Source organism: Arthrobacter sp. NicSoilB8 (genome assembly GCF_019977355.1).
GTDB lineage: Bacteria > Actinomycetota > Actinomycetes > Actinomycetales > Micrococcaceae > Arthrobacter.
This window is the reverse complement of record NZ_AP024655.1, coordinates 4,505,897-4,526,607: the sequence shown is the minus strand read 5'-3', so window position 1 is coordinate 4,526,607 and position 20,711 is coordinate 4,505,897. Positions and strand designations below refer to the sequence as shown.

Below are 20,711 nucleotides of genomic sequence, written 5' to 3'. Positions count from 1 at the left end.
GCGGCCGCAGCGGGCGGGGGTTCCGCGATGCGGGCCGCACGGATCCGTCAGAGTGTGACGGAGGTAACAGTTTTGGCGGGTAGGTCAAGATTAGGGCCGGTATTTCGCGGCCCCTGTTGTCGCGTCGGTCCGCGAAAGTGGACCGTCTGGTCGGTGACATGCCGCGTTCTCCCGGCGGCGCCACCCTCCCGCGCAGTGCCGGCGAGGGCCCGGAACCCGCGTCCTTCGCGGGCTTTGGGCGCAAAACGCGACGCCGGCACGGCCGTAATCCGCGGCCGCCGGCACCGCCTGTTCACGGGTCGCCCGTCCCCGGCCGCGTTCGACAACTGTCGATCATCTTAGCTTCAGTTGTCGTCCGCTGTCTTTTGTCACATTTTTTGCCGGGCGCAGGCGGTTTCGGCCTGGTCGGCGCCGACTTAGCGGGTGCCGCTTTGGCGGTATCGGTCTGCGCGCTGCCGGTCTGCACGCTGCCCGTCAGCCGCTCTGCGGGCTGTCGGTCGGGGCGGTGCTGATCCGAACGATGCCGACCTGCACGGTCACAGGCTGCGGACTCAGGTGCCGCCGCACCGCCGCGGCCACGGCCCGGGCCACGTCCGGTGCGGGGTACGCCCCGCTCACGCCGATGCGCGCCTTGACCGCCGTCACGGCCGTGCCGGCGCCGGAGGTGGTGACGTCAACCGGCGCATGGGCTTCTCCGATCACGGCGGAGCGGGCCGCTCCCGCGATTGTCTGCCAGAGCGGGCGCGCCGGGTAGACCGCTGTCACGCCGTCCACGGCCTGGATGATCGCCTGCAGTTCACTGGCCAGTGCGGCGGGCAGTTCGGCGGGAAGTGCGGGGGTGCCGTCCCCGCGAGGCAAGGGCTCGGTCATGGCGTCTCCTGTGGAGTCGATGGGCCGCCGGATGCGGGGGAGCCGGCCTCCGGATTCCGGGGCTCCAGGACATCGGTGATCGTGACATCAATCGCCGTGATGTTCAGTTCCGTCTGCCGGGCAAGGGCCGCGGCCAACTCCCAGCGGAGCGTGGCGGCGCGCTGTTCCAGCGGATGCCCATACACGACAGCGAGGTCGACGCCCACGGTGATGGGGGCCCCGGGCTCAGTGACGTCCCCGTACAGGCGGCACTTTCCGGCGGCCGTACCGGGAAGCGAATCGGCAACGGAACGGATCAGCGCCGAAATCGAGCCCTCGGTCTCGGTGAGGACGTCGCCAGGGGTGTCGGCGCGCAGCGGGATGCTCCTGCCCGGCCGCAATTCCAGGCGCAGGTTGCCCAGAATGGCCTTCATCCAGTTCTCGTTTCCGCTGCCGGCCGCGGCGATGTCGGCATCGAGCAGTTCGTCGCCGAGGGCGGAGAGCCTGCGCAGGGATGTCAGGCCGGACTGGCATTCGGGACATTCTGCTAGGTGCCCGGGATCGCCGATCTGTCCGGTGTCCAGATATTCGCTCAGGTCTGCCAGGCTGTGCCCGCAGCTAAGCATGTCGCCGGGGGTGCTCATCGCCAGTCCTCCATTTCGCGGGCCAGGGTGATGCGTGCCCGGGCCAGGCGGCCGCGGACGCTGGCAGTGCTGATGTTCAAGGTTTGCGCAATTTCCTCGTAGCTTTGGTCATTGAACGCCTTCAGCACCCAGCAGCGGCGCTGTTCCTCGGGAAGGGCGGCAAGGGCGGCCTTGAGGGCGTCCATCCGGGAACCGCTCAGGGCGGCGTGTTCGGGGTGGTCCCGGTGGGCGTTTCCCGCACCGGCCTCCAGCCGGTGGTCGAGACCGCCGAGGTCCGAATGGTTCCGCCGCCGGCGCAGGTGGTCGATGCTGCGGCTGCCGGTAATGCGCAGCAGCCAGCCCTTCACGGCCTCGCCGTCGCGCAGGGTGTCGAGTTGCTTCCAGGCCTGCATCAGCGATTCCTGCACGACGTCGTCGGCGTCGGCGAGGGAGCCCGTCAGGCGGCGGGCGCAGGCCCGCATGAGCGGGCCGTGCCGCCGGGCGAGTGCCTCAAATGCTGCCGTATCGCCGTCGGCGGCCCGTCCCACCAGCAGGGCGTCGGCCGCAAGGTCCAGCTGATGGGGCGCCGAGGGTGAACCTGCCACGCGCTTTTCTCTGCTTTCATCGCGGGGATTTCGTGCGGGCTACTCCTTCCTGAAGCCGTCCTTGAGCCTCCGCGCGGCGTCTTTGATGTTTACTCCGATGTCGGCCGCGGCGTCCTTGACCCGTTCGCCGGGCTCCTGCAGCTTGGCCTGGGCCTGCTCATGCTGGCCTTCGCGCTGGAGGTCCTGGTTGCCCGTCACTTTGCCGGCGCCTTCTTTGGCGGCACCGATGTGGTGGATGACCGTGTTGTTGACCTTGTCGTCGATTCCCATGATGTTTCCTTTCCTGTCATGTCTAGGTGATGCGGTGCAGCGGTACGTCCGTCGAGCCGGGCTCGCGGGCGCGACCGGGTACAGCCACCCTGGTTCTGGTGCCACTGGTGATTCGGACCAGAACCGGAAGCGGATGGCCCAGCAACGCGTCAATCCCCTGGACCAGTTCGTCGGCGGTGTTGGCGATGTCCCGGGGGGATGCCCCCTGCCGTGCCCGAATCCGCAGCCGGAGCCCCGGTTCGCCCTTGACTTCCCAGGCCGAGACTGAGGTGCCAAGCACGAGGCGGTTGCCGGCGAGGGCTTCGGTGACGGCCGCCGAGATGAGCCCGGTTTCGACGACGGTGGTGCCGCGGCCGCCGTCGGTTTCCCTGCCGACGCGGTGCGTCCGGCCGCCGCCCTGCGACGCGAGCCAGGCGATGCCGAGTCCGGCCGCCAGGACGAGCGCGGCGACTCCGGCAACAGCCCACCAACTGCGGGCGGGGCCCGGGAGCGGTGCCGAGGCGAGGAGGCTGCCGGTCTGGTCCACGAGGGAGGAACCGGTGGCTGCCCACGCGGCCGCAGCGTCCGGCAGGATCCCGGCGCCGGCCGTAGCGGCGCCGGCCGCGATCAGCATGAGCCCGGCCAGGGCCAGCAGGATCCGGTTCAATGCCCTGTTGGTCTGGCTCATTGCCCCAGCGCCCCTTCCCTCACGATGTGGATTGTCGGTGCGATAGGGCGGTCCAACGCGTATGCGGCCAGTTCGTCGCGAACCGCGGCGGCGACCGCGTTCCGGTCCACGGAAACGCCCGACGTCGGACGCACCAGGACCCGGACGGCCCGCTTGCCCACCGTGGTGGTGACCTGCCCGGGTGCCAGCCCCGCGGCGAGGCGGGCCCGCCGGGACACTGCGGAGGCGATGACCTCGCCATCGACCACCACGGCGCTCCGGGCGCTGTGGACGGCGTGCCGGGCCCGGCGGCCCGGCGTTATTGCGGCTGCGAGCAGCACCAGGCCCAGAACCGCCAGACCGGCGCCGGCGGCAGTCAGCCCGGCCGGGAGGGTGTTGGCCGGCACGCCGGCGAGCCACCGGCCCAGCCGGTCGGGACTGGCCAGGAGCGGGTTTTCCTGAAGCAGGGCCAGAGCGGATTCGAGGGCAAGCCAGAGGAAGACGGCGGCGAGGACGCCGGAGGTCAGGACGGAGGCCCCGGCCCGGGAGGAGTGCGTCTCCCTGCGGACGAGGCGCCGGATGGCTCGGTCCTGGCTCACGCGACGTTCCTTTCGATGTGGTTCCGGTGTGGCCTTCCGGCCGTCCCGTCCACCCTGGCGGCGATGGCGGGCCGCCGGGCCCCGCCGAGCCGGATGTCGACCCAGCCCAGTTTCCGGCCGGTGAGCTCCAGGCCGCGGGCGATGATGGTGGCCCGGGCCGCCCGGGACCGGTCGAAGACGGTACCGCCGCCGAGCCCTTGGCGGGGGCCCAGAAGCGGCGGGAGCGCCAGCTGTACGGAGACCGTCGCGCCGAGCCGGCCCGAATCATCCTCCAGGGATGCCGTGACCTTGGACCCCGGGACGCCGAAGGCGCGGGCCGCAATCGTCTCGATGGTGTGCCTGAGGGCTGCCGGGGTGATCCGGGTATATCCCGCCCGCGTCACGTGGAGGAGCGCTTGCCGCGCAGGGCGTCCAGAACTCCGCCTAGATCCAGTCGTCCCTCGACCGTGCGGCCCAGCGCGGCCCCCACCCCCATGAAGAGCGCGGTGAGCAGGCGACCCCAGAAACCGAACGCCAGGGCGACGACGGCCGGGGCGGCTCCGATGGCCAGGCCGGCCAGCGTGGGGCTCAAGCCACCCTCGGCTCGGTCCGGGCGCCGTCGGAGTCTTCATCCTCGGAAGGCACGTGGATGTCCGTGATGGTGATGTTGACTTCCGTCACCTCCATGCCGACGAGGTCTTCGATGGCCGTGTAGACGGCGTCGCGGGCGCTGTCCGCCACCTGCTGGAGGGGATGCGGGTACTCGACCACCAGGGTGACGTCGACCGCCACCTGGGTTTGCCCGACCTCCACGCTGACGCCCTGGGTGAGGTCCTTCTGGCCGACCTTTTCACGCAGGGTTCCCAGGGCGCGGGCCGCTCCGCCGCCGAGGGCGTGCACTCCTTCGATTTCCTGGATCGCGATGCCGGCGATCTTTGCCACGACGCCGTCTGCAACGGTGGTCGCGCCGCGGCCGTCACTGCCTGAAGCCGGAGCGGGCGCGCCCGGCGCGGGGGTCTCCGCGGCGGGCACCTTCACGGCGGTGGCCTTCGCCGCGGCCGCCGGGCCGGCCTGGCTCTGGACGTCGGCCGGGGTGTGCGTCTGGGTGGTCAAGGCAATCACTCCTGATCGATTGAGGAAGACGCTCTGTGGCGCCGTCATGGGTAAGACGGGCCCGGAGCGGAAATCCTCACGGTCGAACTGGAGTGAGCTGCATCACATGCAGCCCCGGCGGTTTCGGCGGCCTACTGGGCCGCCAGCCGCGTGGCGCGGAGCACGGCGTCGGTGAGGGACACCGCCTCGCCCTCGGGGCCGACGACGCTGCGATGCCGGCTGTCCAGGACCTCCGCCCGCCACTGAGGCTCCTCGATCCGGAGCTCACGGGCAAGGTCCTCGGCGGTGAAGAACTTCTCCGGGGCATGGTCATGGTGCTCGCCCCAGGGAGGCAGCCCGTCGGGATGGTGGCCGACGATCAGCAGCGTCCCGCCGGTCCGCACCGCGGCCGCGGCGAGCTGCAGTGCCTGCTGCCACGGCATCTGGGTCGAATGCAGGAACTGGGCCGTGACAAGGTCGAACAACCGGTCCGGAACCCATGTGGCGAGGTCCCGCTGCACCCACTCGATGTTGGCGTCCTGGCCCCGTTCCCGGGCGTGCTCGGCAGCCCGTTCGAGGGCGACGGCGGAGACATCCAGGGCCGTCACGGCCCAGCCGCGGGCGGCGAGCCAGATGGCGTCCGCTCCTTCCCCGCAGCCCAGGTCCAGGGCCTCGCCGGGCGGCAGATGCGCCGCCTCCGCGATGAGCTGCGGATTCGGCTGCCCGCTCCACATCCTGGGGCGGCTGCTGTACTTCTCGTCCCACATCCTGGCCGCGGTGCCGGGCACCCCGGGATCGGCCGCGTCGTCCTGGTGGCTGTGTTTTGTCATGGTGTCCCCTCATCGCGGCGGTTCGCCGGGTTTCGCTGTCTGTTTGCAGGCACGACGGCGGTGACGAACCCTGCCGGCGCGGGCCGGCGTCGGGTTTCCCGGCCGAAATTCCGGTGCTCCTCGAGGGCCAGCCCGAAGGCCCCGACAAAGTCCGCGGCGCTCTTGCGGGCCGGGGGACTGTTGTCGATGCCGAACGTCAGCGGCTCGCCGGCGTATTTCGCCGTGGCCCGGGCATACCTCATGTAGGGCGACTTGGAGGCGACGATGTCCTTGGAGAAGTAGTCAAAGGCCACCACGCTTCCGGCGGCGGTACCGGCGATCCTGCGCAGGGTCGCCTCGACCGAGGCACGGTCCAGGTACATGGTCACCGCTTCCCACAGAAAGAACGAGGGCTTGCCGGGGTCGAACCCCGCCGCCACAAGCTTCTCCATCCAATCCTCAGTCTCGAAATCCGCGGACACATATGTGGCCTGGCGCGTCGACAGGCCCGCTTTCTGGAGCATCCCGAGCTTGTATGCCTGGGTCCGGGGCATGTCGATTTCAAAGCATCGTACGCGGTCCTCCGGTGTTAGCCGGAACGCCCGGGTGTCGAATCCCGCGCCAAGGACCACGAGCTGGTCAATTCTGCCCAGATGCCGCCGGAGGGCGGCATCGTAAAGGCTGGTCCGTGCCGTCGGGTGATGGCGCATGGGGGCCTGTCCCGGGTACGGATAGCGGTAGATCCTGGGAACATAGCCGGTCAGCAGGTGGCCCACGAGGGTGGGGGCGGTCTCTAGCCGGAACCCTTCCTGGGACACGTTCGGCATGACCGCCATGAGCCGGGCCGCCGGGACATCGGGCCTCGTTTCGAGGCGGTGCTGCATGTAGCGCGTGTAGAGGGACGACAGCACCGTGGCCGATACGCCCGCGCGCCGGCTGTACGCGAGCAGCCGGGGGATGGCCGCGACGTATCCGGCGGTCCCGATGGGCAATAACAGCACTTGGATGGCCCGAAAGGAGCCAGCGGCGACTATCCCCGGCATCGTGTCCCGCCTCCTCTCATCGCCCTGCCCGCCAACCATGCTCCTCCCGGACGCAAGGGCGGTCAACAGCGACAGGGGCAACAGCAGCAGTGCCCTCCAACAGCAGTGACCACCAGTAGCGGTGGCCGCCGGGCGCCGACCCTGCAGCCGTCCTTCAAGGCCGCGGCGCAGGCAACCAGACACATGGAAATCACGCTGTGGAAACGATTTCGAAACTTGCGTCGTGAATGCTGGGCACGAGACCTTGAAATGCTGGGGAAGGCAATGATCATGGACGTTGAAGAAGCACGGCACATCCGCCACTCCAGTGAGCTGAATGTGGGGGACGAGATCGAGGCCTGGCACAACGGCAAGCTCTTCCATCGGGGCACGGTGACCCAGACGGTCACGGCCGTGGACCTGTTTTGGATCCTGGATTCCCGGACGGGAACGCGCCGCCTGATCGATGCCGAGGCGCTCGTGATCCTGCGGGCGGCAGACCCGGGCACGGCCAAGGCGGCGTCACAGGAGGTGTCCCAGACGGCCGCCCGCGCGACCGCACGAACGGCCGCCCCCTCGCCCCATATGCCGCTGTTCCAAGCCCCCAGCCTGGCGGGCTAGGAGCCTCGCCGGCGGCCATGGATACAGGACCCGGCCCTGCCGGATGGTAGAGTGGTCAAACTTGATGTGCAGTGATGCCCACTTTGGATGCGATTGACCGGCTTCGGTCCGTCAACCGGATCCCCTGCCGGATTCCCCAGGATTCCGCCGCAGGGAGTGGGTTTTTTTCATGTGAGAGGCACATCCTGCGTCGATGAACGCGTTCCATTTGGTCCCGGCGGCCGTTTGCTGAAGTTTGGCAGCAGCCCGGTTGATCACCTGACTTTTCTTCGGCGAACCCCTGGGCCAACCGGCACCGGGGGCCGATATCCGCATGGATACCGCCTGAAAGACCTTGAAACTCATGACTACATTTGCTGCCCTCGGCACGCCCAAGGCCCTTGCCGACACCCTCACCGCCCAGGGAATCGTCGAGCCGTTCCCCATCCAGGTCAAGACCCTCCCGGACACCCTGGCCGGACGCGACGTCCTGGGCCGCGGCCGCACCGGCTCCGGCAAGACCATCGCCTTCGCCATCCCGCTTGTCGCACGACTCGCTGAGCGGGAAGCCAAGCACTTCCGCAAGCCCGGCCGCCCGATGGGCCTGGTCCTCGCGCCGACCCGTGAACTGGCCACCCAGATCAACGCCACCATCGAGCCGATGGCCAAGGCCATGGGCCTGAACACCACCGTGATCTACGGCGGCATCTCCCAGGCCCGCCAGGAAAAGGCGCTGCGCGCCGGCGTCGATATCGTCATCGCCTGCCCCGGCCGCCTGGAGGACCTGATCCGCCAGCGCATCCTCACCCTCGAGGGTGTCGAGATAACCGTCCTGGACGAGGCCGACCACATGGCCGACCTCGGGTTCCTGCCGGTCGTCAAGAAGCTCATGGACATGACCCCCAGCCAGGGCCAGCGCCTGCTGTTCTCGGCCACCCTGGACAACGGCGTGGACAAGATCGTCCAGCGTTACCTGTCCAACCCGCTGACCCACGCCGTGGATGAGTCCCAGGCCGCGGTCACCACCATGGAGCACCACGTGCTCGTGGTCAACGACCAGACCGTCAAGAAGCAGCTGATCGTTGAGCTCGCCTCGGGGGCCGGCCGCCGGGTGCTCTTCCTGCGCACCAAGCACCACGCCCGCAAGCTGGCCAAGACCCTGACCGACGCCGGCATCCCTGCCGTCGACCTTCACGGCAACCTTTCGCAGAACGCCCGTGACCGCAACCTGGCAGAGTTCTCCTCCGGCGAGGTCCGCGTCCTGGTCGCTACCGACGTCGCCGCCCGCGGTGTCCACGTCGACGACGTCGAACTGGTCATCCACGTCGATCCGCCCACGGAGCACAAGGCGTACCTGCACCGCTCGGGCCGTACCGCCCGCGCCGGTTCGGACGGCACCGTGGTGACCCTGACCCTGCCGGAGCAGCAGTCCGACGTCAAGAAGCTCATGAAGGCGGCCGGCGTCGAGGTCAACTTCGAGCGCGTCACCGCCAACTCGCCGCTGGTTGCCGAGCTGGTCGGCGAAATGGCAGACAAGATCGATCCGCGGACCCGCGCCGCACTGCTGGCCGCCAAGGCCGCGCAGCAGGGCGGCGGCACCTCGACCGGCGCCAACGCCGAGCGCAAACGCGCACGCCGCCAGGCTGCACCCACTGCGGGTGGCCGCGGCGGGCGTGGCGGACGCGGACGCGTCGGAGCCGAGGCTCCCCGCACCGATCTGCCGCGGGCCGAGCGCCGCGCTGTGGCCTATGAAGGCCAGGCCGCTGCCCGCAACGCTGCAGAGCGCGTCGCGGAGAGGAACGAGGACCGCGCCGAGGCCGAGCGCGCCGAGCGCCGGAATGCGCGCGGCCGCGGCCGCACCACCGCTTACGCGCACCACAACGATGTTCCGGCCGCCGGCGGCCGCGCCGCTGCGGGCCGTGGTTCAGACGGCCGCGCCGCAGAAGGACGCGGCGACGCCCGGGGCGCTTCGGCTCCCCGCAGCGGTGCTCCCCGCAGCGGTGCACCCCGTACCGGTGGCGCACCCCGCACGGGTGCCACGGCCGGCGGCCAGCGCAACGGACGCCCGGCAACCGGCCAGCGTGCAGCGGCCGGCGCCAAGCCCGCTGGAAGCAAGACCGGAGCCAGCGCGGCTGTGTGGTCCTCGAACACCGGCGGCACCTCGGGCGGATCCTACGCAGGCGGCGGCAACGGCCGCTCCAGCGAAGGCCGTCCGGCACGCACCGGCGGCCCCCGCCGCGCGTCCGCCCCGGCATCGAACGAACGCCGCAGCCGCTAAGGTTTCGTCCGCTCGCTACGCAAAGTAGCCGGCGAGGCGAGAAATGCCGGTCGCTACGGGAATTCCCGCAGCGACCGGCATTATGCGCAGCGCAAACCGCGTGCCGCAGCGCCGGCTACCAGCCGCGGGCGCGCCACTCTTCCAGATGCGGGCGTTCCGCACCCAGGGTGGTGGGCTTGCCGTGGCCCGGGTGCACCACGGTGTCATCCGGGTAGACATCGAACAGCCGCTCGCTGACATCGGCGATCAGCTGGGCAAACCGCTCCGGATCTTTCTGGGTGTTGCCCACCCCGCCGGGAAACAGCGAGTCACCGGAGAAAATATGGGCCGGGCCGTCCGGGTCCTGGTACACCAGGGCCACCGAGCCCGGTGTATGCCCGCGCAGATGGACTGCGGTCACGTCGAAGCCGTCGAAGTTGCCGACGTCCCCGTGATCCAGCAACACATCGACCTTCACCGGAAGCCCGGGGGCGTCCTCCGTTCCGGCCGCCGTCTTCGCCCCGGTCGCTTCCACCAGGTCCGCCAGCGCGCGGACGTGGTCCCAGTGCTGGTGGGTGGTGGCGATCAGCGCAAGTTTCGGCGTCGCGGCGGTATCCCCGGCGGCGTCTGCGAGCAGCCCCTGGATGGCGGCCAGATCATCGGCCGCGTCGATCAGGAGCTGCGCGCCGGAGGCCCTGGCCGTGAGCAGGTACACATTGTTGTCCATCTCGCTGACCGAAATCCGGCGGATGGTGATATCACGTAGCGAGTCAATGAGTGAATCCATGGGCTTCAGTCTAGGACGCGCTATTCGCGGCCCTGCGACACCCAGCCGGGGTCCGCGGAACGGGAGCCGACGACGGCGTCCGCGGCGGCGTCGAGCGCCTCAAGTTGCGCCGGGGTGAAGTCGAGCGCCAGGGCACCGAGGTTCTCATCGATCCGGTCCGCCTTGCGGGTGCCGGGGATGGGAACCACCGGGAGCCCGAGCTTCCTGCCCTGGGCCAGGAGCCAGGCCAGCGCCACCTGGGCGGGCGTCGCCGGTTTCCCGGAGACGGTGAGTTCGGCAGCGACAGCCTTCACGGCGGCCACGACGCCCTGGTTGGCCACCGCGGCAGCCGGGGCGAAGCGGGGGATGTTGCGGCGGAAGTCGTTGCTGCCCAGCGTTGAAGCGTCCACGGTGCCGGTGAGGAATCCCCGGCCCAGCGGCGAGTATGGCACGAAACCCACGCCGAGCGCGGCTGCGGCAGGTACAACGTTGCGTTCCACATCGCGGCTCCAGATGGACCACTCGCTCTGGACCGCGGCGATCGGGTGGACGCTGTTGGCCTCGTGCAGCTCCTCGGCCGTCACTTCGGACAGGCCCAGATGCCGCACCTTGCCGGCCTGCACCAGCTTCGCCATGGCCTCCACGGTTTCCACAATCGGAACGCGGAGGTCACGGCGGTGCATGTAGTACAGGTCGATGGTGTCGGTGCCGAGCCGCTGCAGGCTGCGGTCCACCGCCTGCTGCACGTAGGCGGCGTCGCCACGGATGTCCGTGTAGCCTGCCGATGGGGTTCCCACCAGGCCGAACTTGGTGGCCAGCTGGACTTCGTCCCGCCGCTCCTTGAGCAGCTCCCCGATCAGCTCCTCATTGCTGCCGCCGCCGTAGATGTCCGCCGTATCCAGGAATGTAACGCCGGCGTCCACGGCGTGGTGCAGGGTTTTCAGGGCCTCGGCCGGGTCCACGTCCCCGTAGACCGGGGTCAGGGCCATGCCGCCGAACCCCAGGGGGCTGACCGTGAGGCCGTCGCCGAGCCGGACTGGTGCTGCCGTCATCTGGATCTCCATTCGCGCTCTGAGCAGTTCTGCAGTGTCTCCGTCCCTGCCAAGAACCCCACCCGACGCAGGAGTATTCCGTTTCCGGGGTTCCGGGGTTCGGGGGTCTGCGCTGGATTGTCCCCACCTTTGAATATTGCGGGGCAGCACGACGGCGCGTCGCCGGGGACACGCCGTCGTGCTGCCTCAAAGGCGGGGAGATTCCGCGGGGGAAGGCGGCTGCTGTGACTCCGACGCCGGTCCGGCCCCCTGCTCCGACGCCGGTCCGGCCGCCTGTGCCGACGCGGGTCCGGCCGCCGGCAGGAGTTTCAGGCCCGCCGCGCAGCCGACGATCCCGGCGATGAACAGCAGTTTGAGCGGGCTGCCCGGTTCGACGCCGGTGGCCATAGCCCAGCCCACCGTCAGTGCCGCGCCGATCCCCACCCATGCGGCGTAGGCGGTGCCGAGGGGGATGCGCTTCACGGCCGTGCCCAGTCCTATCATGCTGAGGGTGGCCGCCACCGCGAAGACGAGCGTGGGCAGCGGGCGCGTGAATCCGTCGGACAGGCCCAGGGCTGTGGCCCAGACCGCCTCCAGCACGGCGGAGGCGAGCAGGACCAGCCAGGCAAGGGCCGGGGTGGAACGGTCTTCCGGGCGGGTTCTCGAGGCCATGGTCATGCCACCAGCTTCAGCCCGACGACACTCGCGGCGATCCCGCCGAGCAACAGGAGCCGGGCCGTCGTCGCGCGTTCCACCTTGGTGATGATTGCGTACGCGGAGGTCAGTACGACGCCCACCCCCACCCAGACGGCGTAGCCGGTGCCGGTCGGGATCGACTGCATGGCGAATGCCAGGCCTCCCGTGCTGGCGAGGACGGAGACGAGGAACACCAGCCCCGGGACCAGCCGGCGGCGGCCCGTGGCCTGCGCGGTGCGGTGCAGGGCGGCGGCCCAGACGGCCTCCAGCGCCCCTGAAAGAATGAGTATTAGCCACGACATGACAGCTCCTGTGGCCAGTCTTGTCGCGTGCCGGGTACTGAACCGTCGTCCGGAGGCCCCGGGCAGGGGGCCTTGGCCTCCAAGTTTAGCAAGAGCCGCTCACAGTCCGACGGCGGCACTCCAGACCGTAAACGTGCGCCCCACCGGGTAATGCCTGCAGGGCTCGTCCGGGGCGGCAAGGTCTCCCGCGTCGATATCGGACGCCGCCGACACCACGGCGCGGCCGTCGGCGTTGGCCAGCGTGGCCCGGGCTCCGATGCGCCGCAGGGCCGGCATGGCCCCGCGTTCCAGGCGCTGAACCGTGACATCGATGCCCACAATTCCCGCGACCGGGCCGTCCGGGCGGGTGAACACGGGGTGCGTGAAGGTCAGCACGTACTCGTCGGTGCAGAGGAAGTCCACGTAGGGCCCGGTGACATGCGCCCGGCCTGTTTCCACGGGGATCCGGAACCACTCCGCCTTGACGTACCGGCTGATGGAGTTGGGGCTGAAGTTGGCCAGGGCGTCCACAGGTTCCAGGTCCGGGCCCTGCCACCACGCGATGTAGCTGCGCTCGGGCCCGAGCAGCCCGGCGTTGGCGATGAACCCGGCACCTGCCGCGTAGCCGTCGGGTAGCTGCACGAGCTCCTCGACTACCGGCCGGATGAGCTTGTCCACGGCCGTGCCGGTGACCCTGCCGGACATGGCGGCCAGGGCGGCCCCGGTCTCAGCGGCCCACGCCGCAAGCCGGTGCTCGATTCCGGCGATGGCGGCGTCGAGTTCGGCGGCCGCCTGCTCGGCCGTCTTCCCTGCTGGGCCGGGCTCGGCCGTCCCAGCAGACGGTCCTGCGGTGGAGGAGGTTTCGGACATGGTTGCTGCCTTGGCTCGAAGATGCGGGGACTGTGCGGTCGGGGACTGTGCGGTGGGGATCAGGCGGTCAATAGCGTTTCGCCTGCTCGGTCAGGAGCCAGTCGGCGGTGGCGGCGATCAGGGCCTTGACGGCCGCTTCGGCGGCCACCGGCTCGTGGGCCTCAATCGCCGTTGCCACTTCCTCGAGGATCACGCTGGTGCGCACCCGATAGCCGGAGTCGGCACAGGGCAGCAGCGTGAGGGTGCCGAGATCTGCCTGCAGCCGGATGAGCTCCCGGGCGAGCCGGGCGGAGCGCGCAATGGCTGCGACTTCCAGCAGGAACTCGGACAACGCCAGCCGCCAGTTCAGGGGGTCGTCGTCCGCCGCGGGGATGAACGAACGCAGCGTGGCGATGTCGGCGGCGTCGGAGCGCCGGGCGGCGACTCCCGCGCACGCCGCGGCGATCGCCTGATAGTGCAGCGCCAGGTCCCGGATCTGCAGCCGGCTCAACTCGTGCAGCTGCGCCAGGGCCCGTTCCCGGGAGGGCAGGACGTTGTCGGCAATGAAGCTTCCGCCGCTGCGGCCGCGCGCGGTCCGGATGATGCCCGAGGCGCGCAGCTGGGACAGGGCCTCCCGTGCCGTCACGGCTGACACTCCGAGGGCCGCAGCGAGTTCGGTTTCGTTCGGCAGCCGCTGGCCGCTGGTCAGCAGGCCGGTCTCCACCGCCTGCTCGATCCGGCTGCACACCTCGTCCACGAGCCCGCGGGACTTGATCGGCGTGAACACAGCCGCCAGGCTCCGGGAGGCGCCCTTCGGCGACAACAACATCAGGGCCTCCCTTCCCTTCGGCGGTGGCGTCCGCCCCGGCCGTGGCCGTGGCGCGGGTCCGAGGGCGGGGTCCAAATGCAGAGTCCGGCAGCGGCGCCGCCGTGCGTCGTCCGGGCTGATGACATCCTAATCCGGGCTTTGCCCGAGGATCTATACATAAATCCTATGAAGTAATAGCATTTTGGCCAGCAGCCCGGTGTGGACTGGATCACATTCCGCTGCGTGGCTCTCCCGTGGACGATCCGGCAACTACGTAAGGCGCACCGCATGACCGAGACACTGGCCGCTGGGACCTCGACCGGAACCGAAGAGGTTCCGGCGATCCGGCTTCGCAAGCTCACCAAGGTTTTCGGGGACACCGTCGCGGTAAATGCCGTGGACCTTGACATCCGCCACGGGGAATTCTTCTCCATGCTCGGCCCGTCCGGCTCCGGCAAGACCACAGTCCTGCGGTTGATCGCCGGCTTCGACCTGCCGACCTCCGGCACCATTGAACTCGAGGGCAAGGACGTCACGGCGTTGGCGCCCTTCCAACGGGACGTCAACACGGTTTTTCAGGACTACGCGCTGTTCCCGCATATGTCCCTCGTGGACAACGTCGCCTACGGGCTGCGGGTGCGCGGCATGCCCGGGAACCAGCGCCGGGAGCGGGCCAGGGAGGCCCTGGACCGCGTCCAACTGGGCAAATTCGTGGGCCGCAAACCGGCCCAGCTCTCGGGCGGCCAGCGGCAGCGCGTTGCCCTGGCCCGGGCGCTCGTCGTGGAGCCGAAAGTCCTCCTGCTGGACGAGCCGCTCGGCGCCCTGGACCTGAAGCTCCGTCAGCAGATGCAGGTCGAACTCAAGGAATTGCAGCGCTCGCTGGGCATCACCTTCATCTTTGTCACCCATGACCAGGAGGAGGCCCTGACCATGAGCGACAGGATCGGCGTCTTCAACAACGGCAGCATCGAACAGATCGGGACGGCCCACGAAATCTACGAGCGCCCCGGCGGCATCTTCGTGGCCAATTTCGTCGGCACCTCCAACATCTTCGACGCCGCCCAGGCCCAGGCGGTCTACGGCCGTGCGGAGCCCATGTGCGTCCGGCCCGAGCGGCTGCGCGTCGCCTGGGCCGGGGAACCGGAGCGCCGCCCCGGCACCACCTCCCGGCCCGGCACGGTGGCGTCGTTCGTGTACGTCGGGCACGCCACCCAGGTGCGGGTACAGCTCGACGACGGGCCCGTCGTCGTCGCTCTCGTCCCGGAAAAGCTTCCCGGCAGCGATGCGGAGCTGGTGAACCGGTCCGTCACCGTCAGCTGGGACGACGACGCCGTCGTCTGGCTTCCGGCCCACGGCTCCTGACGCCGGGCCCCGCCCACAGATTTACCCCACATCGAAAGGTAAGGATCATGGCACCAAGAACGAAGGCCTCCCTCGTGGTCGGGGTGGTTGCGGCGGCAGCGCTCGCGCTGTCCGGTTGCGGAACAAGCGGCGGATCGGGTTCCTCGCCGTCAGCGCAGCCGGTCAAGACCGAGATCGGCACCGGTGAAGGCCAGCTGTCCATCCTCGGATGGCCCGGGTATGTCGAGGACGGCAGCAATGACCCGGCGGTGGACTGGGTTCATCCGTTCGAACAAGAGACCCAGTGCAAGGTCAGCTTCAAGCCGTTCGGCACCTCCGACGAGGCCGTGACGCTCATGCGCACCGGGCAGTACGACGTCGTCTCGGCGTCGGGTGATGCCTCACTGCGCCTGATCGCCGGCCAGGATGTCCAGCCGGTCAACATGAGCCTGCTGAAGAACTACCCGGACATCTACCCGTTCCTGAAGGACAAGGCCTGGAACACTGTCAACGGCATCAACTACGGGATGCCCCACGGCTGGGGCGCCAACCTGCTGATGTACTCCACGGACAAGGTCACCCCGGCCCCCACTTCCTGGAGCGCGGTGTTTGACGACGCCGCCAAGAACACCGGCAAGGTCACGGCCTACGATTCACCCATCTACATTGCCGACGCCGCCGTATACCTCATGGCGCACAAGCCGGAGCTGAACATCAAGAACCCCTACGCCCTCGACAAGGACCAGCTGGCCGCCGCCGTGGATCTGCTCAAGCAGCAGCGCACCCACATCGGCGAGTACTGGAGCGACGTCGTCAAGGAGGTCCAGGCCTTCACCTCCGGGAGCACCGTGGTCGGCACCACCTGGCAGGTCGGGGCGAACATCGCGGCGACCGACGGCGCCAAGGTCGCGACCCTCGTTCCGGAAGAAGGCGCCACCGGCTGGTCGGACACCTGGATGATCGGGTCCAAGACCAAGAACCAGAACTGCGCCTACAAGTGGCTTGACTACATTGCCAGTCCCAAGGTGAACGCCCAGGTGGCGGAATACTTTGGCGAATCCCCGGCCAATGCCAAGTCCTGCGAGCTGACCAAGGATCCCAAGCACTGCGAGACCTACCACTCCGGTGATACGGCCTACGCCGAAAAGATCTGGTACTGGACCACCCCGGTGGCCGACTGCCTCGACGGCCGCAAGGACGTCAAGTGCACCGACTATTCGCAATGGACCAAGTCCTGGACGGAAATCAAGGGCTGATTCCGGGCCCCAGGCAGCCCCGAATCAGGACAGAACAGCCGGCCCCGACGGCCGGCAGAAACTAAGGCGAGATGGCTATTCAGACGCAACACCTGCCGCCCGGCTCACCCCGCGGCTCCGGCGGCGTGCCCCGGGCGAAGGCCAACACTTTCTCGGCGCTGCTTCACCGCCGGCCCCGGCTGAGGCTTGCCGCGCTGCTCACGGCCCCGGCCGGCTGGCTGGTGCTCGTCTACATCGCCGCCCTGGCAGCCCTTCTGATCACCGCATTCTGGACCGTGGACACCTTCACCGGGGAGGTGTCCACGGTCTGGACCACCGAGAACATCGTCACGGTCCTGACTGATCCGGTGTATCAGCGGATCACGCTGCGGACGTTGTGGATCGCCGTGGCGGTCACCGTGATCGACATGATCCTGGCCCTGCCTATCGCGTTCTTCATCGCCAAGGTGGCCGGCGCCCGCTGGGAGAAACTGCTCGTCGTGGCCGTGCTGATGCCGCTGTGGGCAAGCTACCTCGTCAAGGCCTACGCCTGGCGGAATGTCCTCGCCGAGGGCGGCCTGCTGGAGTGGCTGGGGGCGCCGATCGGCCTGTCGTCGCCGGGCTACGGCGAGACCGCCGTGATCCTGACCCTGTCCTACATCTGGCTGCCGTACATGATCCTGCCGATTTACGCGGGCTTTGACCGGGTGCCCGACTCCCTGCTGGAAGCCTCCGGGGACCTGGGCGCGAAGCCGCTGACCACCATGCGCCTCGTGATGCTTCCGCTGCTGGTCCCCTCCATCATCGCCGGCACGATCTTCACGTTCTCTCTGTCCCTGGGCGACTACATCACCGCGCAGATCGTCGGCGGGGCCACCCAGATGCTCGGCACGGTGGTCTACGCCAACGTCGGCGCCGCGAACAACCTGCCCTTTGCCGCTGCGGTATCGCTGGTTCCGATCGCCATCATCATGTTCTACCTTTTCATCGTCCGCCGTTCCGGCGCCCTGAACAGCCTGTAGCGAAAGGCGCATCATGAGACTGTCCCGTAGCGCCAAAGTGGTCCTGGGTGTCGTTTCCGGGCTGGTGCTGTTGTTCATCTACACCCCGCTGATGCTGGTAGTGGTGAACTCGTTCAACGCGGACCGGACGTTCGGCTGGCCGCCCAAGGGCTTCACGCTGGAGTGGTGGGGCAAGGCTTTTGACTCGCCCGGGGTCAGGGAGGCCGTTGTGTCCTCGCTGTGGGTGGCAGTGGTCGCGACCCTCGTCTCGCTGCTGCTGGGCACGCTGCTGGCGATGTCATTGCAGCGTTACAAGTTCTTCGGCCGCGACGTCATCAGCCTCCTGGTGATCCTGCCGATCGCGCTGCCCGGCGTTGTCACCGGCATCGCCCTGAACAACATGTTCACCACCATCCTGGGGGTGCCGCTGAGCTTGTGGACCGTGGTGATCGCGCACGCGACGTTCTGCATGGTGACCGTGTTCAACAATGTCATTGCCCGGCTACGCCGAATGAGTGCCGGCCTGGAGGAAGCCTCCGCCGATCTCGGCGCCGGCGTCTTCACCACGTTCGGCCTGGTGACATTCCCCCAGCTGCGTTCCGCCCTGCTGGCCGGCGGCCTGCTGGCGTTCGCGCTGAGCTTCGACGAGATCATCGTGACCACGTTCACGATCGGGGCCGGCGAGACCACGCTGCCGATCTGGATCCTGCAGAACCTCTTCCGGCCGAACCAGGCGCCGGTGGTCAACGTCGTCGCCGTCGTGCTGATCGTGGTCTCGATCGTTCCCATCTGGCTCGCGCAGCGGCTCTCCGGGGACTCCGTCGGCGTCAGCGAGGCCCGCGTGAAGGCGGAGTAAGGGGCTCCCTTGGCCCGTCAGGCCGCCGGGTCAATGGACACGACCACCAGGAAGCCGCGGCCCAGGATTTCCGGCGTCGCCGTGTCGGAGCCGACGACGGCGTCGTAACGGTTCAGCTCCACGCGCTCCGCCGCTGTCTCCGCCTCAGCCTCGGTCACCCCGGAGGGCAGGCCGGCGTCGGGCGTGGGTCCAGTCGCGGGGCCGGCCGCGGTTCCGGGGCTGACGGTGGCGGAGCCCTGCAGGAGGATGCCGAACTGGCCCGCGAACACCGGATGGGCGCGTTTCTTGGACAACTCGATGATGGACGTGTAGCCCTTGAAGGCGCCGTTGCGGGTGATGACGTTCAGGTCCCTGATGTCTCCGGTGGGCAGGGCCCCGGCAGAGTCCGCGTCGCCGGAAAACCGGAACGGCCGGTACTTCTCGAGCGGGTGCTCGGCGCCGTCGACGCTCAGGAGCAGCAATTCGCCCTCAATCACGGTCAGCACGCGGTCCATCCCGGGAAAGGTGGAAAAGGCGCCCGCCTTGGAAACCTCGGCAATGCTAACCCGCCAGTCCCAGGCGGTGTCCTGCGCGGACGGCATTCGCGGATAACGTGCCAGTTCGCGTGTTACGCCGCCGCCGTTGCGCCAGGGGCTTGCTTTGAGTTCGGCATAGCGGATGATCTCCATGGCTCCAGCCTATCGGCCGGCTCCAGCCTATCGGCCCGCACCGGGGCGCCGGCCCTGCTGCGGTTGGCAGCTCCGACGCGCCTCCCGCACCGGGGTGCCGGCCGCCGTGGGGGCTGTTGCCGGTCCTGCCGGCGACGCAAAGTCGGTGGCAGCGGCGCGGCCTTGCTAACGTCAGAGGCAGGAAGCGTGCAGAAGGAGCCCGAATGTTTGTCAAAGTGTGCGGTCTCAGCACCCCGGATTCCGTCCGCGCCGCGGCCGGCGCCGGCGCGGACGCGGTCGGCTTCGTCCTGACCCGCAGCCCCCGTGAGGTCACACCGGAACAGGTCAGGAACCTCCTCACCCACGTCCCGGACGGCCTGCCCGCGGTGGGAGTGTTCCGGCACGAGGCGGCCGCCGACGCCGTTGTCCTCGCCCGCCAGGCCGGCCTGGCCTGGATCCAGCTTCACGGCGACCGCTCACCCGCGGACGTCCGGACAGTGCACGACGCCGGCATGAAGCTGATCCGTGCCGTCACCATGGCCGCCGCACCGGAAGCCTTCGACGACTGGGGCGAGGAGTTGCTCCTGATCGACGCAGCCGTCCCCGGCTCCGGCGAAGCCTGGGACTACGGCTCGGTACGTGCGAAGGCTCTTGACGGGCGGAAGTGGCTTCTCGCCGGCGGCCTCGATCCGGCCAACGTGGCCCGGGCAGCGGCGGAAGCCGGCGCCTGGGGCGTCGATGTCTCCTCCGGCGTCGAGTCGGCACGCGGCGTCAAGGACCTGGCCAAGATCAGGGACTTCGTGCGGTCAGCCAAATCGGCGGAATGAGGACCGTCCGGGCGCGGAACGGGGCCTGGACGGCACGCGCTACGAGGCACACCGCACGCATATCACGGCGCAGCACACACACAGCACGGCACACGTAAAACAGCATGCACAGGAGAGTGGCAGCGGGGACGGTTCCCTCCGCTGCCACTCACCGGCCGGGCCAGCATCAAGCGTCGCCGTTGCCGCCTGCACGCGTCCCGGTCGACCTCGGTCCCAGGAGGTTCCTAGGACGTTCCCCTAGGAACGCTTGATGACCACGTCATCGATGTATTCGTCGCCCTTCTGCCGGTAGTGCTCGGCCCCGAGCTGTACCTTGCTCAAGCTGCTCCCGAGCATTTTGACGCTCGAACTGCTGTAGCGCTGCACGCCGTCGAACCACACCTGGATGGTTGACGCCGTCCCGTTGGCGGTCACCCGCATGCTGACGTGGTGCCAGTCGCCCAGAGTGATGCTTCCGGCGATCAGCTTCGTGTAGACGAAGGTGCCGTCCGGCGCGGTCACCCGGAGCCACAGCTGCCCGTTGCTGTTGTAGCGGTAGATGTCAGCGACGCGTGTGGAGCCGGAGAAGAACCGGAAGTACGGAACGTCATTGCCTGAAACGCCGGCCACGGTGATTTTGAACCAGCCGTCTGCGTACGAGGTCTTGGTCCCCGAGCTGAACGCCGGGGAGGACAGGTTGGCGAGCGAACCGGAGTCCGTGGTCACGTGCAGTTTGGCTGAACGGGTGCCGGAATGCCTGAAAGCGGTGGAAATAGTTGCCGTGCCCGTTCCCGACACCTGGGGGACAAGGCCGCACCAGCCACCCGCCTCAAAACCCGTGGCGAGTACGATGGTGCCGGGATAGGAGTTTGTCGGTGCCGGACTGCAGGTTGCGGCGGTCGCGGCCTGGGCGGACCCAAAAACAAGGGAACCGGCTACGAGCAATCCGAGGGTCCCCGCCATGCTGAGTGCTTTGAGTTTTCTCATTGACAATTCTTTCCGTGCTTGGTTCGACGTTTTCATGTGGGCTCGTGCCGTGGCAC

26 protein-coding genes and 1 riboswitch are annotated in these 20,711 nt (G+C 68.7%); of the genes, 7 read left to right on the top strand and 19 right to left on the bottom strand.

Going from position 1 to position 20,711, the window contains the following annotated elements; genetic code table 11:
- Positions 1-474: 474 nt before the first annotated feature.
- The 11 genes from LDO15_RS20500 to LDO15_RS20450 all read right to left on the bottom strand — a co-directional run bounded on the left by LDO15_RS20500 (position 475) and on the right by LDO15_RS20450 (position 6,464).
- Positions 475-870 carry a hypothetical protein gene (locus LDO15_RS20500; protein ID WP_223981859.1) on the bottom strand — a complete coding sequence of 132 codons (396 nt, stop codon included), beginning with the start codon at positions 868-870 and terminating at the stop codon, positions 475-477.
- A complete protein-coding gene (locus LDO15_RS20495) occupies positions 867-1,493 on the bottom strand; it encodes an Asp23/Gls24 family envelope stress response protein (protein ID WP_223981857.1) in 627 nt (208 codons plus the stop codon). Before LDO15_RS20495 ends, LDO15_RS20500 begins: the two co-directional genes overlap by 4 nt.
- Positions 1,490-2,077, bottom strand: coding sequence for an RNA polymerase sigma factor (locus LDO15_RS20490; protein ID WP_223981855.1), 588 nt, complete (start codon positions 2,075-2,077; stop codon positions 1,490-1,492). The genes LDO15_RS20495 and LDO15_RS20490 overlap by 4 nt, the downstream gene beginning before the upstream one ends.
- Before the next feature lie 39 nt (positions 2,078-2,116).
- Positions 2,117-2,347 carry a CsbD family protein gene (locus LDO15_RS20485; protein WP_223981852.1) on the bottom strand — a complete coding sequence of 77 codons (231 nt, stop codon included), beginning with the start codon at positions 2,345-2,347 and terminating at the stop codon, positions 2,117-2,119.
- A 22-nt stretch (positions 2,348-2,369) separates the two neighbouring features.
- Positions 2,370-3,014: a hypothetical protein gene (locus LDO15_RS20480; RefSeq protein ID WP_223981848.1), complete on the bottom strand. Its 645-nt coding sequence runs from the start codon at positions 3,012-3,014 to the stop codon at positions 2,370-2,372.
- Complete coding sequence (locus LDO15_RS20475; protein WP_223981845.1) at positions 3,011-3,592, bottom strand: DUF6286 domain-containing protein; 582 nt, start codon at positions 3,590-3,592, stop codon at positions 3,011-3,013. The genes LDO15_RS20480 and LDO15_RS20475 overlap by 4 nt, the downstream gene beginning before the upstream one ends.
- Positions 3,589-3,975 (bottom strand): hypothetical protein, encoded by a 387-nt coding sequence (locus LDO15_RS20470; RefSeq protein ID WP_223981844.1) that lies wholly within the window; start codon positions 3,973-3,975, stop codon positions 3,589-3,591. The genes LDO15_RS20475 and LDO15_RS20470 overlap by 4 nt, the downstream gene beginning before the upstream one ends.
- The gene (locus tag LDO15_RS20465; protein WP_223981841.1) at positions 3,972-4,163 is read right to left on the bottom strand and encodes a DUF2273 domain-containing protein; all 192 of its coding nucleotides are present in this window, start codon (positions 4,161-4,163) and stop codon (positions 3,972-3,974) included. The genes LDO15_RS20470 and LDO15_RS20465 overlap by 4 nt, the downstream gene beginning before the upstream one ends.
- On the bottom strand, positions 4,160-4,684 hold the full coding sequence (locus LDO15_RS20460) for an Asp23/Gls24 family envelope stress response protein (protein ID WP_223981839.1): 525 nt from the start codon (positions 4,682-4,684) through the stop codon (positions 4,160-4,162). Before LDO15_RS20460 ends, LDO15_RS20465 begins: the two co-directional genes overlap by 4 nt.
- Positions 4,685-4,815: 131 nt before the next feature.
- A complete protein-coding gene (locus LDO15_RS20455; RefSeq protein ID WP_223981837.1) occupies positions 4,816-5,493 on the bottom strand; it encodes a class I SAM-dependent methyltransferase in 678 nt (225 codons plus the stop codon).
- Positions 5,490-6,464, bottom strand: a complete 975-nt coding sequence (locus tag LDO15_RS20450) for an SAM-dependent methyltransferase (RefSeq protein ID WP_223981834.1) — start codon at positions 6,462-6,464, stop codon at positions 5,490-5,492. The genes LDO15_RS20455 and LDO15_RS20450 overlap by 4 nt, the downstream gene beginning before the upstream one ends.
- A 321-nt stretch (positions 6,465-6,785) precedes the next feature.
- On the opposite strand from LDO15_RS20450, the gene LDO15_RS20445 reads away from it, so the two are divergent.
- The gene (locus LDO15_RS20445; RefSeq protein WP_223981831.1) at positions 6,786-7,115 is read left to right on the top strand and encodes a hypothetical protein; all 330 of its coding nucleotides are present in this window, start codon (positions 6,786-6,788) and stop codon (positions 7,113-7,115) included.
- A 343-nt stretch (positions 7,116-7,458) separates the two neighbouring features.
- Positions 7,459-9,372: a DEAD/DEAH box helicase gene (locus LDO15_RS20440; protein WP_223981829.1), complete on the top strand. Its 1,914-nt coding sequence runs from the start codon at positions 7,459-7,461 to the stop codon at positions 9,370-9,372.
- Between the two features lie 115 nt (positions 9,373-9,487).
- Here LDO15_RS20440 and LDO15_RS20435 read toward each other — a convergent pair whose 3' ends face one another.
- The 6 genes from LDO15_RS20435 to LDO15_RS20410 all read right to left on the bottom strand — a co-directional run bounded on the left by LDO15_RS20435 (position 9,488) and on the right by LDO15_RS20410 (position 13,803).
- Positions 9,488-10,138, bottom strand: coding sequence for an MBL fold metallo-hydrolase (locus LDO15_RS20435; RefSeq protein ID WP_223981826.1), 651 nt, complete (start codon positions 10,136-10,138; stop codon positions 9,488-9,490).
- A gap of 20 nt (positions 10,139-10,158) precedes the next feature.
- The gene (locus tag LDO15_RS20430; protein WP_223981823.1) at positions 10,159-11,169 is read right to left on the bottom strand and encodes an aldo/keto reductase; all 1,011 of its coding nucleotides are present in this window, start codon (positions 11,167-11,169) and stop codon (positions 10,159-10,161) included.
- A gap of 186 nt (positions 11,170-11,355) precedes the next feature.
- Complete coding sequence (locus LDO15_RS20425; RefSeq protein ID WP_223987580.1) at positions 11,356-11,820, bottom strand: multidrug efflux SMR transporter; 465 nt, start codon at positions 11,818-11,820, stop codon at positions 11,356-11,358.
- 2 nt (positions 11,821-11,822) lie between these two features.
- Positions 11,823-12,146, bottom strand: coding sequence for an SMR family transporter (locus tag LDO15_RS20420; RefSeq protein ID WP_223981821.1), 324 nt, complete (start codon positions 12,144-12,146; stop codon positions 11,823-11,825).
- A 9-nt stretch (positions 12,147-12,155) separates the two neighbouring features.
- Positions 12,156-12,222: riboswitch (guanidine-III (ykkC-III) riboswitch) on the bottom strand.
- A gap of 23 nt (positions 12,223-12,245) precedes the next feature.
- Positions 12,246-12,995, bottom strand: a complete 750-nt coding sequence (locus LDO15_RS20415) for a cache domain-containing protein (RefSeq protein WP_223981820.1) — start codon at positions 12,993-12,995, stop codon at positions 12,246-12,248.
- 67 nt (positions 12,996-13,062) lie between these two features.
- Positions 13,063-13,803: a GntR family transcriptional regulator gene (locus LDO15_RS20410; RefSeq protein WP_223981818.1), complete on the bottom strand. Its 741-nt coding sequence runs from the start codon at positions 13,801-13,803 to the stop codon at positions 13,063-13,065.
- 267 nt (positions 13,804-14,070) lie between these two features.
- Between LDO15_RS20410 and LDO15_RS20405 the strand changes: the two genes are divergently transcribed.
- The 4 genes from LDO15_RS20405 (at position 14,071) to LDO15_RS20390 (ending at position 18,215) form a co-directional block, all read left to right on the top strand.
- A complete protein-coding gene (locus tag LDO15_RS20405) occupies positions 14,071-15,144 on the top strand; it encodes an ABC transporter ATP-binding protein (protein ID WP_223981816.1) in 1,074 nt (357 codons plus the stop codon).
- Positions 15,145-15,191: 47 nt separating this feature from the next.
- On the top strand, positions 15,192-16,379 hold the full coding sequence (locus tag LDO15_RS20400) for an ABC transporter substrate-binding protein (protein ID WP_223981815.1): 1,188 nt from the start codon (positions 15,192-15,194) through the stop codon (positions 16,377-16,379).
- Between the two features lie 71 nt (positions 16,380-16,450).
- Entirely contained in the window at positions 16,451-17,380 is a 930-nt protein-coding gene (locus LDO15_RS20395; protein WP_223981813.1) for an ABC transporter permease, read from the top strand.
- Positions 17,381-17,393: 13 nt separating this feature from the next.
- A complete protein-coding gene (locus LDO15_RS20390; RefSeq protein WP_223981811.1) occupies positions 17,394-18,215 on the top strand; it encodes an ABC transporter permease in 822 nt (273 codons plus the stop codon).
- A 17-nt stretch (positions 18,216-18,232) separates the two neighbouring features.
- Here the strand turns inward: LDO15_RS20390 and LDO15_RS20385 are convergent, their stop codons facing one another.
- Complete coding sequence (locus LDO15_RS20385; RefSeq protein WP_223981809.1) at positions 18,233-18,883, bottom strand: HutD family protein; 651 nt, start codon at positions 18,881-18,883, stop codon at positions 18,233-18,235.
- A 203-nt stretch (positions 18,884-19,086) separates the two neighbouring features.
- On the opposite strand from LDO15_RS20385, the gene LDO15_RS20380 reads away from it, so the two are divergent.
- Entirely contained in the window at positions 19,087-19,689 is a 603-nt protein-coding gene (locus LDO15_RS20380; RefSeq protein ID WP_223981807.1) for a phosphoribosylanthranilate isomerase, read from the top strand.
- A 237-nt stretch (positions 19,690-19,926) separates the two neighbouring features.
- On the opposite strand, the gene LDO15_RS20375 is transcribed toward LDO15_RS20380, so the two are convergent.
- Entirely contained in the window at positions 19,927-20,655 is a 729-nt protein-coding gene (locus LDO15_RS20375) for a hypothetical protein (protein WP_223981804.1), read from the bottom strand.
- Positions 20,656-20,711 lie beyond the last annotated feature (56 nt).